The organism is Streptomyces sp. NPDC004629 (assembly GCF_042873595.1).
Classification (GTDB): domain Bacteria; phylum Actinomycetota; class Actinomycetes; order Streptomycetales; family Streptomycetaceae; genus Streptomyces.
Map to the genome: position 1 here is coordinate 69329 of NZ_JBIALO010000038.1, position 12279 is coordinate 81607.

The window sequence follows — 12279 nt, forward strand, 5'->3', positions numbered from 1 at the left end:
GACGTCTTCGGGGAGCCCCGAGTGGATCGCACTGCCCAGCTCACCGCCCACCGCACGGAGCACCAGCTCGTATACGATCCACCGCCCGCGACCGGGTCGCTGCACGTCAGAGCCGCGCGGGTGCTGGAGGGCAACTGGACCGGCCTGTCCACCGTGCCCTCGCCCCGGCTGTATCCGCACCAGTGGTCCTGGGACTCGGCGTTCATCGCGATCGGCCTGCGGCACCTCTCGCCGTTACGGGCCCAGACGGAGCTGGAGACGCTGCTGGCCGCCCAGTGGGCGGACGGGCGCGTCCCGCACATCGTCTTCAACCCCTCCGTACCGCTCGACGCCTACTTCCCGAGCCCGGACTTCTGGCGCTCCTCGACCGCGGGGCGCACCGCGGGCGCCCCGCGCACCGTACAGACCTCCGGCATCGTGCAGCCACCGGTACACGCGCTGGCGGCCTGGCTGGTGCACCGCGCCGACCCCGGGCTGTCCCGGGCCCGCGGATTCCTCGCCCGGGTCTACCCGCGGCTCGCCGCCTGGCACCGCTATCTGCTGCACCGGCGGGACCTGGGCGGCGGCGGCCTCGCGTCCATCGTGCACCCCTGGGAACAGGGCATGGACAACAGCCCCTGCTGGGACGCCCCGCTCGCCCGGATCACGCCCGCCCCGGCCCGCTCCTTCCGCCGCGCCGACCTCGCCCACGGCGCGCCCGAGGACCGGCCGACCGACCTGGACTACGGGCGGTATGTGCGGCTGGCGGCCGACTACCGCGACGGCGCGTACGCCGACGGGCCGGGAGAGTTCGCGGTCGAGGACCCGGCGTTCAACGCGCTGCTCGCGGCCTCCGAGCACGCGCTGGCCCGGATCGCCGAGGAACTGGGCGCGGCCGGCACGGCGCGGCACGCCCGCGCGGAGCGCCTGACGGCCGCCCTGGTGGAGCGGCTGTGGGACCCGGCGCGCGGCATGTTCTTCTGCCGGGACGTGCGCGGCGAGGAGCTGATCCCGGAGCGCGGCGTCTCCGGGCTGATCCCGCTGCTGCTGCCCGGCCTGCCGCCGGACGTCGCCGCGACGCTGGTGCGCACCCTCACCGGTCCGCACTTCGGGCTCGGCGCCGCCACCCGCCTGGTCCCGAGCTACGACCTCCTCGGCGCGGCCTTCGACCCGCACCGCTACTGGCGCGGCCCGGCCTGGTTCAACACCGGCTGGCTGCTGGAGCGCGGGCTGCGGGCGCACGGCGGGCGGGCGCGGGCCGACGCGCTGCGGGCGGCGCTGCTGGACACGGCCGACGCGACCGGGTTCGCCGAGTACGTCGACCCGTACACCGGTGAGCCCTGTGGCGCGCTCGGCTTCAGCTGGACCGCCGCGCTCACGCTCGATCTGCTCAGGAGTGACGAGGGAGACGAGGGAGAGGACCGGGGATGACGGACCGGCAGCACCTGCTCGTGCACGGCACGACGTTCGCCGCCGTGGGTGACGGCGGCGACATCAGCGGCGTCCGGGGCGGCTCGCTGCCGGACGGGTTGTTCGTCCGCGACGCCCGGCACCTCAGCCGCTGGCAGCTCACCCTGGACGGGGCGGTGCCCGAAGCGCTCAGCCCGGTCGCGGACGGCGACGGGGCGCGCTGTGTGCTCGTCCCGCGCGGCGGCCGGCAGGAGCCGCCCGCGTACACCCTCTTCCGGGAACAGGCGGTCGGCGACGGCTCGTTCGTGGAATCGCTCCAGGTCACCAGCAACCGCCCGGTGCCGACCACGGTACGGCTGGCGATCACCGCGGACGCCGACTTCACCGACCAGTTCGAACTGCGCCCCGACCACCGCACCTACCACAAGACCGGCGCGGTGCGCTCCCGGCACGTGCTCGACGACGGCGTGGAGTTCACCTACCGGCGCGGCGAGTGGCGGTCCGGTACGACCGTCACGGCGGACCCGGCGCCGGACGGCGTCGAGGAGACCGGCACCGGCGCCCGCCGCCTGGTGTGGACCCTGGGCCTGGCACCGCACGGCACGGCGGACCTGGTGCTGCGTGTGCTGGCCCGCCCGCACGGCGAGAGACGCGCGCGGCGCGTGCCGCGCTCCCCGGCTGCCGTGAACGATCAACTTCTCGCTCTGGAAGGCGAGTTCGTGGAGGGCGTGGCCTTCCCGACCGGCTGGCCCGAGCTGGCGGCGGCCTGCGCGCGGGGACTCGCCGACCTCGCCGTGCTCCAGGTGCCGGCGACCGGTCCTGACGGCGAGGAACTGCGGGTGCCGGCCGCGGGCGCCCCCTGGTTCCTGACCCTGCTCGGCCGGGACGCCCTGCTGACCGCCCTGTTCGCCCTCCCCTACCGTCCCCGGCTGGCCGCCGCCACGCTGCCCGCGCTCGCGGCCACCCAGGCGACGGGGACCACACCGGCCTCGGTGGCCCAGCCCGGCAAGATCGTGCACGAGGTGCGGCACGGCGAGCTGGCGCACTTCGGGCAGGTGCCCTACGGCCGCTACTACGGCTCGGTGGACGCGACACCGCTGTTCCTCGTGCTGCTCGGCGCGTACGTCGAGCGGACCGGCGACACGGCCATGGCCCACCGTCTGGAGCCGTACGCGCGAGCGGCGATCGGCTGGATGCTGGACCACGGCGGACTGACCTCGCGCGGCTACCTCGTCTACCGCGCCGACCGGGGCGGGCTCGCCAACCAGAACTGGAAGGACTCCCCCGGCGCCGTCTGCTCGGCCGACGGCACCCGCCCGAGCGGGCCGGTGCTGGCGGCGGGGGCCCAGGGCTACGCGTACGACGCGCTGCGCCGCACGGCGTGGGTCGCGCGCACGGTGTGGCAGGACGAGACGTACGCGGCCCTGCTCGAACAGGCGGCGGCCGATCTGCGGGACCGGTTCCAGCGGGACTTCTGGATGCGGGAGCGCTCCTTCCCGGCCCTCGCGCTGGACGGCGAGGGCCGGCCGGTGGATGCGCTGGCCTCGGACGCCGGGCACCTGCTGTGGTCCGGGCTGCTGGACAAGGAGTACGGCGAGCAGGTGGGGCGCAGGCTCCTGGAACCGGACTTCTTCTCCGGCTGGGGGGTCCGCACGCTGGCCTCCGGCCAGTCCGCCTACCATCCGCTGTCCTACCATCGCGGGTCGGTCTGGCCGCACGACAACGCGCTGATCGCCCTGGGCCTGGCCCGCTACGGCCTGCACGACGAGGCCCGCACGGTCGCCCACGCCCTGGTCGACGCGGCCACCGCGACCGGTCACCGGCTGCCGGAAGTGCTCGCGGGGTACGGCCGGGACCGCCACCCGGAGCCGGTCCCCCACCCGCACGCCTGCGTACGGGAATCACGGTCGGCGGCGGCGCCGTTGGCCCTGCTCACCGCGGTGGGCGGGGCATAGCCGACGGGTTGACGGGGTGTTTGCCCGGTGTTTGCCGAGTGCCGTGAACGGGAGCGGGCGCAGAGCCGTACGGGATGGCGGCGGGCCAGGCGGGCCGGGAACTCCCGGCCCAGCCCAGCCTCCCCAGCGTGGCCCGCCGCCCAGCACGGGCCGCGCGCGAAAGGACCCCCGGGTTGCCCCAGCACACGAGCACACCCCACGCACCGGCAACCTCCGGACCCCCGGAGCCCGAGCCCCGAACCGGCCAGATAGGAACCGAGTCCAAGCCAGCCGCCGGGACCGCAACCGCCACCCAAACCAAGCGCCGGACCGAATCCGGGGCCGGGGCCGAATCGACGGGCGGGGGCGGAGCCGAGTCCCCTGCCGAAGGCCGGCCCCAGAGCAAAGACCGAGGCGGGCAGGCCGAAGCCGAAAGCGAGTCGACGGGCGGGGGCGGGGCCGAGACCTCTGTCGAAGACCGGCCCGAGACCGAAGACCGGGCCGGCGCCGAGGGTGAGTCGGTGGGCGGGGACGAGATCGACACCCCCGCCGAAGGCCGGCCCGAGGCCGAAGCGCAGGGCTGGCAGGTCGGGGACAAGCCCAGGCCCCCCGCCGAAGGCAGGCCCGAGGGCGAAGCAAGGACCGGGGGCAAACCCACGGCTCGGACCGAAGCTAAGGCCGTGGCCGGGGGCGAAGAGACCGAGGCCCCCGCCGGAAACCGGCCCGAGGGCGAAGAACGGGACGGGCAGGCCAGCGCCGAGGGTGAGGCGGTGGGTGCGGGTGGGGCCGGGGGGGCCTTTTCGCGTTGGGGGCGGGGGGTGCATCCCCGTGCGGCGCGGGTGGTGTCTGTCGGGGTGAGCCTGGTCTGCGGTGTGCTGGTGGTCGGGGCCCTGGTGTTGCCGAACACCGTCGTCGGGCTCGGGCCCGTGAAGTTCCTGCGGATACCGGGCGAAGCGGTCATCGGCGCCGCCCTGGCCCTGGCGCTGCCGCGCAGGCCGCGCATGGCGCTCGCTGGGCTGGCCGGTGCCGCGCTCGCCGCGCTGACCGTGCTGAACCTCCTCGACATGGGCTTCAACCAGTACCTCGGCCGCAGCTTCAACCTCGTCCTCGACTGGAGCCTGCTCACCGACGCCGAGGCATACCTGGAGGACTCCCTCGGCCGCACCGCCACCCTCGCCGCCACGGCCGGCGTCGTCGTCCTGGTCCTCCTGCTGTTCGTGCTGCTCACTCTGGCCACGATCCGTCTGGCCAACCTGCTGGCCCGGCACGGCGGCCGGGCCACCAGGGGCGCCCTGATCGCCGGCGTCGCCTGGATCACCTGCACCGCCTTCGGCCTGCAGATATCCGGGGTGCCGATCGCCGCGGACCGTACCGCCACGGCCGTGCAGATCCAGGCCCGCCGGGTGGCGGACACCCTCAGGGACGAAGCGGAGTTCCAGAAGGTGGCCAGGTCGGACGCCTTCGGGAACACGCCGCCCGACCAGTTGCTGACCGATCTGCGCGGCAAGGACGTGATCTTCACGTTCGTCGAGAGCTACGGCCGCAGCGCGTTCGAGGACCCGATCATGGCGCCCGGCGTCGACAAGTCCCTCACCGCGAACACCACGGCCCTGGCCGAGGCCGGCTTCCACGCGAAGAGCGGCTGGCTGACCTCGGCGACGTACGGCGGCAGCAGCTGGCTCGGCCACTCCACCACCATGTCGGGCCTGTGGATCAACAGCCAGCAGCGCTACCGCACCGTCATGGCCAGCGACCACCTCAGTCTCACCAGGGCCTTCCAGAAGACCGGCGCGTGGGACACGGTCGGCGTCATGCCGGGCGTGCAGAAGGGCTGGCCCGAGCAGCGCTACTACGGTCTGGACAAGGTCTACAACGCCTTCCAACTGGGCTACCGGGGGCCGAAGTTCAGCTGGTCGACGATGCCCGACCAGTACGCGCTGGAACAGTTCCAGCAGCGGGTGCACGGCAAGCACCGCGACAAGCCGCTGATGTCGGAGATCATCCTGACCTCCAGCCACCAGCCCTGGGCGCCGACCCCGAAGCTGGTCGACTGGGACCGGATCGGGGACGGCTCGGTCTTCCGGGACATCGAGGCTGCGGGCAGCAGGCCGGCCGACGTCATCGCCGACACCACGCGGTCCCGTGAGGAGTACGGCAAGTCGATCCAGTACTCGGTGACCGCCCTGACCCAGTGGCTGGAGCGCTACGGCACCGACGACACGGTGCTGGTCTTCCTCGGCGACCACCAGCCCATCGCCCGGGTCAGCGGCAACCACGCCAGTCGTGACGTGCCGATCTCCGTCGTCGCCAAGGACCCCAAGGTCCTCGACCGGATCGCGAGTTGGGGCTGGACCGATGGACTGCGCCCGGCGCACGACGCCCCCGTCTGGAAGATGAGCGCCTTCCGCGACCGCTTCCTGACGGCGTACGGCTCGACACCCCACCCGAAGACGAACTGACCGCCCCCTCCCGAAGCAGGGCCGGCCTGTCGGGGCACCCCGCCGGGCCTGCCTGTAGGGGCACCCCCGGGCCGGCCTGCCTCAGGACGCCTCCATCGCCGCGCGCGCCGCGTCGACGAACCGCTCAAGACAGACCGCGTAGGACTCCCGGGCCGTCTCGAAGCGGGCCCGGGCCTCGGGCTCGCCCCGCGCCACCTGCCACAGGGACCGGCTGACCTCGGTCGCCGCGCCCAGCAACGTCCGCGCCGCCGAGGCCGCCCCGGCGGGGCCCTCCAGGGCGACGGTCCGTACACAGTGCATCAGGGGGTCGTACGCCTCACGCACGGACCGCCGCAGTTCCTGGACCCGGGCCAGGTAGGCGTCGCCGTCGCCGAGTTGGAACCGCGCGTCCACCACCTTGCGGTACAGCTCGCTCATGTCGTGGGCCCGCGCCATCAGCTCCAGATAGGCGGCCCGCCGTGACTCCCGTACCCGTCCCGCCCGTTCGGCCGCCGCCGATGCCTGCGCCTGCGCCCTGGCCGCCCGGACGTTGCCGAGGTTGGTCACCCAGCTCGCCACCACGGCCGTGGCGCCGGTCAGTGCCGCGACCCACACCGCGCTGTCCCCCACGCCGCCCAGTGTCGGACGGGCGGGCGGGGCTGTCGAGAGGGGGTCAGCCGCCCGAGGTGTCCAGTTCGGCGTCACCGGTGACGCCCGCGCAGTCGTACGGGTCCGTCAGCCAGCCGTCCGGCAGGACCACCCGGTTGTTGCCCGAGGTACGGCCGCGGGGACCGTCGGCACCGGCGGGCCAGGGCTGGTCGAGGTCCAGTTCGGCCAGGCCGGCCCGGAGTTCGGCGAGGGACGAGGTGATCGCCAGGCGCTTGCGCATCTCCGAGCCGACCGCGAAGCCCTTGAGGTACCAGGCGACATGCTTGCGGAAGTCGATCACGCCCCGCGCCTCGTCGCCGATCCACTCGCCGAGCAGGCCCGCATGCCGGACCATGACGTCGGCGACCTCGCGCAGGGTCGGCCGCATGATGTCCTGCGTACGCCCCTGGAAGGCCGCGACCAGGTCCGCGAACAGCCACGGCCGGCCGAGGCAGCCGCGCCCCACGACCACCCCGTCGCAGCCGGTCTCGCGCACCATCCGCAGCGCGTCCTGGGCCGACCAGATGTCGCCGTTGCCGAGCACCGGGATCTCCGGCACATGCTCCTTGAGCCGGGCGATGGCCGCCCAGTCCGCCGTGCCGCCGTAGTGCTGGGCGGCGGTGCGGCCGTGCAGCGCGATGGCGGTGACGCCCTCCTCGACCGCGATCCGTCCGGCGTCGAGGTAGGTGAGGTGGTCGTCGTCGATGCCCTTGCGCATCTTCATGGTCACCGGCAGGTCGCCCGCGCCGGCGACCGCCTCCCGCAGGATCGCCCGCAGCAGGTTGCGCTTGTACGGCAGGGCCGAGCCGCCGCCCTTGCGCGTCACCTTGGGCACCGGGCAGCCGAAGTTCAGGTCGATGTGGTCGGCCAGGTCCTCCTCGGCGATCATGCGGACGGCCTTGCCGACGGTGGCCGGGTCGACGCCGTACAGCTGGATCGAGCGCGGCTTCTCCGTCGCGTCGAAGTGGATCAGCTGCATGGTCTTCTCGTTGCGTTCGACCAGCGCCCGGGTCGTGATCATCTCGCTCACGAACAGTCCCTTGAGGCCGCCCGCTCCCGCCGTCGAGCCGCCTTCGGCGAAGGACCGGCACAGCGTGCGGAAGGGCGCGTTGGTGATCCCGGCCATGGGGGCGAGCACGACGGGCGGCTGCACCGTGTGCGGGCCGATCCGCAGGGGGGACACGGGGGTGGTCGACGGCGTGGGCATGGCCCCATTGTCCCGTATTCCGGCGGGTGCTCGTCCGTGCCTGTGGATAACCGGGACCGTGACCCATGTACCAGTCATTAGTTAGACACACTATCGATACGAGCGTACGATGGAACCCATGCATCAGCTCAGCCCCCACCGACGTTCGCTGGTCCTGGCGATCTGCTGTATGAGTCTGCTGATCGTGAGCCTGGACAACACGGTCCTGAACGTCGCCCTGCCGTCCATGCAGCGCGAACTGCACACCACCACCTCGGGTCTCCAGTGGACCATCGACGCATACACGCTGGTGCTGGCCTCGCTGCTGATGCTGGCCGGCTCCACCGCCGACCGGATCGGCCGCAAACGGGTCTTCATGGCGGGCCTCGTGGTGTTCACCGCCGGCTCACTGCTGTGCTCCCTCGCACCGAACCTGGAGTCGCTGGTCGCCTTCCGCATGGTCCAGGCGGTCGGCGGTTCGATGCTCAACCCGGTCGCCATGTCGATCATCACCAACACCTTCACCGACCCACGTGAACGCGCCCGCGCCATCGGCGCCTGGGGCGCCGTGGTCGGCATATCCATGGCCGCGGGACCTCTCGTCGGCGGCCTGCTGGTGGAAGCCGTCGACTGGCGCGCGATCTTCTGGATCAACATCCCGATCGGCCTCACCGCCCTGCTGCTCACCCTGCGCTACATCCCCGAGTCCCGCGCCCCCCACCCCCGCCGCCCCGACCCGGTCGGCCAACTGCTGGTGATCGCCCTGTTCGGCGCGCTGACCTACGCCATCATCGAGGCTCCCCACTCGGACGCCGGCACGGTACTGCCCTTCGCCGCCATCGCCCTGATCGCGCTGCTGGGCCTGCTGCGGTACGAGCCTCGGCGCCCCGAACCCCTCATCGACCTGCGGTTCTTCCGTTCCGCGCCGTTCAGCGGGGCCACGGTCATCGCGATCAGCGCGTTCGCCGCGCTGGGCGGCTTCCTGTTCCTGTCCACCCTGTACCTACAGAGCGTGCGCGGCCTTGACGCCCTGCACGCCGGCCTGTGGATGCTGCCCATGGCGGCGCCCACCTTCCTGTGCGCGCCGCTCTCCGGGCGGCTCGTCGGCAGCCGGGGGCCGCGGCTGCCGCTGCTGATCGCGGGCGTCGCGATGACCGCGGGCAGTGTGCTGTTCGCCGCGTTCGACGCGGAGACCTCGGACCTCACCCGGCTCGCCGGATACGTCCTGTTCGGCATCGGCTTCGGCTTCGTGAACGCGCCGATCACCAACACCGCGGTCTCGGGCATGCCGCGGGCCCAGGCCGGGGTCGCCGCGGCCGTCGCCTCCACCAGCCGACAGCTCGGGCAGACGCTCGGGGTCGCGGTGATCGGGTCCGTACTCGCGGCCGGCGTCGGCGCGTCCGCGTTCGCACCGGCCTTCGTCGACGCGGCGCGGCCGGGCTGGTGGATCCTCACCGTGTGCGGGGGCGCGGTGCTTGTCCTCGGTGCGCTGACCAGTGGGCGCTGGGCGCGGGGGACCGCGGAGCGGACTGCTGCGCGGCTGGAGTCGGCGGGGGCGCTCCGCTTGGTGGGCGGGGCTTCTGCGGGCGTTGGTCGGCTGCCGGGGCGTGGTTGATCGCGGGTCCCTCCGGGGGATCAGCCGTCCGTTGCAAGTGCCGTCCGTTGCAAGTGCCGTCCGTTGCAAGTGCCGTCCGTTGCAAGTGCCGTCTGTCGGCTGACCCGCCGTCGTGGTTGAGCGCGCCGTTCCCCGCGCCCCCCTCCGGGGGCAACAGCCCGTCCATAGGCTGCGGCGCCGTCGTGGCTGAGCGCGCCGTTCCCCGCGCCGCCCTCCGGGGGCAACTGCCGGCCGTTGACTGCCGCGCCGTCGTGGCTGAGCGCGCCGTTCCCCGCGCCCCTTCGGGGGCAACTGCCGTCCGTTGACTGCCGCGCCGTCGTGGCTGAGCGCGCCGTTCCCCGCGCCGCCCTCCGGGGGCAACTGCCGTCCGTTGACTGCCGCGCCGTCGTGGCTGAGCGCGCCGTTCCCCGCGCCCCCCTCCGGGGGCACCTGCCGTCCGTTGACTGCCGCGCCGTCGTGGCTGAGCGCGCCGTTCCCCGCGCCCCCCTCCGGGGGCAACAGGCATCCATAGGCTGCGGCGCCGTTGTGGTTGAGCGCGCTGGTTGGTTCTTTGTGGTCAGGTGGGGGTCGGGTGGGGCAGTTTGTGCAGGGTCTCCAGGCGGGATCGGGCTTGTTCGTCTTTTGGTGTGTATGTGACCATGCGGGGGCCGGGCTGGGGGGCCAGCCACAGGTCTGTGTGGTCGAGGGTGAGCAGGCCGACGTGTGGGTTGAGGAACTGCTTGGTCTTGTTGCGGCTGCTGACGACCTCGTACCGCTCCCAGTGCTCACGGAACTCCGCGGACTCCGCCATCAGCCGTTTGACCAGCAGCTTCCAGGCGGGCTCGCCCAGGTGCCCGGCCATCGCGGCCCGCAGCCTGGCGGCCATCAGCCGCATGGTCTCGTCGAGGTGGACGATCGTGGAGCGCCAGCCGGGGTCGGTGTAGACGAGGAGTATGCAGTTGCGGTCCTCGGGCGGCACCGCGTCCAGGTCGCCCATGAGGCGGGCGTAGATGCGGTTGTAGGCGAGGATGTCGTACCGGCTGTTCTGGATGCAGGCGGGCACGGGCTCCAGCCGGCGCAGCATCTCGCGCAGCGCCGGGGTGATGCTCGGGCAGCTCGCGGCGGGCGTCGGGTCGACCGCGCCGGCGAGCTGGAAGAGATGGGCGCGCTCACCGGCGTCGAGCAGCAGGGTGCGGGCGAGCGCGTCGAGGACCTGGACGGAGACCTGGATGGCTCGGGCCTGCTCCAGGGAACAGTTCACCGCCTAGGACATGACTTGGGTCACAGTTCTAGGCCGTTCCCTGGAGTCGGAATGGCTACGTCTTTGCAGGTCAGCGCACCGGAGAGTCCTCGAATCGTCCTTCGGGGGCACGTAACAAACTCGCTCGGGAAAGGTATGCCCCTCCCGAACCGCACTTCCGCCGCCCCTATCCGCCCTGAGCTTGCGTTCAGCCTGCGCCTGTCCCGTTCCTCTGATGAGTCGTCTTCGCTGGACGTGCAGCTTCGCGCCTGCCGTCTCAAGGCCGAGGCGCTGGGGTTCGATGCGGAGACGATCGCTGCCGCTGTGGCGAACGCCTACGTTGACGACGGCGTATCGGGTGGCTCTGCGCTGGAGTCACGCAAGGGCATGGTCCGGATCATGGCGGACCGTCCGGCCGTGGTCATCGCGTGGAAGCTGGACCGGTTCGCCCGCAGCGTGGCCGAGTTCGAAAAGCTCATGAAGTGGGCCGACGCGAACGGCGTTCGGCTGGTCACCTCGGACGGCCTCTTGGACAGCGCCGACACGTCGGGTACGGGGCGGCTGGTCGCGCAGATCATCGCTGCTGTTGCGGCGGGGGAACTCGGCATGATCACGGAGCGCAGCGAGGCCGCCCACGAGGAGCGCCGTACGCAAGGCCGCTGGGTCTCCGGCAAGGCCCCGTGGCCGTACCGGGTTGAGCGGCGCGACGGTAAGGCGTACTTGGCCGAGGACCCCGAGGCGTTCGCGCTTTGCCGCAAGCAGGTGGACGCGCTGTTGGCCGGAGGCAAGGGCGGGTCTCTCGCTGCCACGGCGGAACCCTTGCCGGTCGGCCGTGCCCAGTGGCGCAAGCTGCTTCGCGGCGTGGTGCTGCGTGGCTGGCGTGAGTACAAGGGCGACCTTGTGACCGAGGCGGACGGCGTGACGCCCGTCCAGTACGGCCCCGAGGTCATCGACGCTGCGACAGCCAAGCGGGTCAAGGACCGGTTGAAGGAGCTTGAGGCCGGGGAGCGCGCCGAACGCCGGGACGCCCCGCCGCTGGCCGGTATGGTCCGTTGCTCGCGCGGCTGCAAGATGAACGGCGGACTGTCGTCCCGCAAGCGCCCGCTCTACAAGTGCGAGAACGGGCACGGCTCGATCATGGCGGACCGCATAGAGCCGCTGGTTCGGGGCGCGTTCGCCGAGGAGTTTGGGCATGAGCCGCTGTACACCGTGACCTACTCGGGTGGCATCGACCACAGCGGGGAGCTTGCCGACTTGGCGGCCAAGCGTGAGCGGATCACAAGGGCTGTCGGCATGGTGGACGGCCCCGCACTGGAGACCCTGACGGCTCAGCTCACCGAGGTTGAGGCCACGCACGCCCGCCTGACGGCCGAGCATGACCCCGAGGTGACCGAGACATGGACGGAGACGGACACGCCGCTGCGCGAGGTATGGGCGGAGGTTGCCGACGGCAGCGACGAAGAGCGCGGCCTACTCGCTGACAAGGGGCTGAGCGTGACCGTGTACCCGGCCGCTGATGCCCCCGCCACGGGCCGTGTGGCGTTGGCATGGGGAACGCGCGAGGAGATCCCGGAGGAGTACGCAGAGGCCGCCTGAGCCCTCCTGAGCGTCTACGGGAAGCCCGTCAGGGATTTCCTTGCCGGGCTTTCTGCTGCCCGCGCACGAGGCCGCTCAGCGATTCACGAGGTGACCGCCCTCCACGTGTTACTCGTGGGTAACTTATGGCGCTTACAGCAGCTAACACAAAGAGGTGGGTCGGAGCCGATGGCCGTGTCCGGGGCGGGAGTTGACCGTTCGTTCCGGTGTGGGGACATCGCCGTGGATCGTGTCGGATGAGCTGTGGGACCGCC

General features: G+C 72.3%; 7 protein-coding genes and 1 pseudogene. 5 read left to right on the top strand and 3 right to left on the bottom strand.

Annotation, left to right across the window (positions count from 1 at the left end):
* Positions 1-21 precede the first annotated feature (21 nt).
* From ACFYTE_RS37040 to ACFYTE_RS37050, 3 genes are all read left to right on the top strand, one after another.
* Positions 22-1410 carry a hypothetical protein gene (locus tag ACFYTE_RS37040; protein WP_388720298.1) on the top strand — a complete coding sequence of 463 codons (1389 nt, stop codon included), beginning with the start codon at positions 22-24 and terminating at the stop codon, positions 1408-1410.
* Positions 1407-3344: a glycogen debranching N-terminal domain-containing protein gene (locus ACFYTE_RS37045; protein WP_388720301.1), complete on the top strand. Its 1938-nt coding sequence runs from the start codon at positions 1407-1409 to the stop codon at positions 3342-3344. Before ACFYTE_RS37040 ends, ACFYTE_RS37045 begins: the two co-directional genes overlap by 4 nt.
* Positions 3345-4162: 818 nt before the next feature.
* Positions 4163-5782: a CDP-alcohol phosphatidyltransferase gene (locus tag ACFYTE_RS37050; protein ID WP_388720324.1), complete on the top strand. Its 1620-nt coding sequence runs from the start codon at positions 4163-4165 to the stop codon at positions 5780-5782.
* A gap of 81 nt (positions 5783-5863) precedes the next feature.
* Here ACFYTE_RS37050 and ACFYTE_RS37055 read toward each other — a convergent pair whose 3' ends face one another.
* Together ACFYTE_RS37055 and dusB are read right to left on the bottom strand one after the other, a co-directional pair.
* Positions 5864-6391 carry a hypothetical protein gene (locus tag ACFYTE_RS37055; RefSeq protein ID WP_388720304.1) on the bottom strand — a complete coding sequence of 176 codons (528 nt, stop codon included), beginning with the start codon at positions 6389-6391 and terminating at the stop codon, positions 5864-5866.
* A gap of 43 nt (positions 6392-6434) precedes the next feature.
* On the bottom strand, positions 6435-7616 hold the full coding sequence (dusB, locus tag ACFYTE_RS37060) for a tRNA dihydrouridine synthase DusB (RefSeq protein WP_388720307.1): 1182 nt from the start codon (positions 7614-7616) through the stop codon (positions 6435-6437).
* A gap of 118 nt (positions 7617-7734) precedes the next feature.
* Here dusB and ACFYTE_RS37065 point away from each other — a divergent pair, with 118 nt between their 5' ends.
* Positions 7735-9210: an MFS transporter gene (locus tag ACFYTE_RS37065; RefSeq protein WP_388720310.1), complete on the top strand. Its 1476-nt coding sequence runs from the start codon at positions 7735-7737 to the stop codon at positions 9208-9210.
* 556 nt (positions 9211-9766) lie between these two features.
* Here the strand turns inward: ACFYTE_RS37065 and ACFYTE_RS37070 are convergent.
* A pseudogene (locus tag ACFYTE_RS37070) lies at positions 9767-10438 on the bottom strand (XRE family transcriptional regulator); the annotation flags it as partial.
* Between the two features lie 147 nt (positions 10439-10585).
* Here ACFYTE_RS37070 and ACFYTE_RS37075 point away from each other — a divergent pair.
* A complete protein-coding gene (locus ACFYTE_RS37075) occupies positions 10586-12025 on the top strand; it encodes a recombinase family protein (protein WP_388720313.1) in 1440 nt (479 codons plus the stop codon).
* The last annotated feature ends 254 nt before the right edge of the window (positions 12026-12279 follow it).

Bases quoted from the DNA above. Each gene is read 5' to 3' on its own strand.
- ACFYTE_RS37065 (WP_388720310.1), top strand. From the start codon at position 7,735: ATGCATCAGCTCAGCCCCCACCGACGTTCGCTGGTCCTGGCGATCTGC.
- dusB (WP_388720307.1), bottom strand. From the start codon at position 7,616: ATGCCCACGCCGTCGACCACCCCCGTGTCCCCCCTGCGGATCGGCCCG.
- ACFYTE_RS37045 (WP_388720301.1), top strand. From the start codon at position 1,407: ATGACGGACCGGCAGCACCTGCTCGTGCACGGCACGACGTTCGCCGCC.
- ACFYTE_RS37075 (WP_388720313.1), top strand. From the start codon at position 10,586: ATGCCCCTCCCGAACCGCACTTCCGCCGCCCCTATCCGCCCTGAGCTT.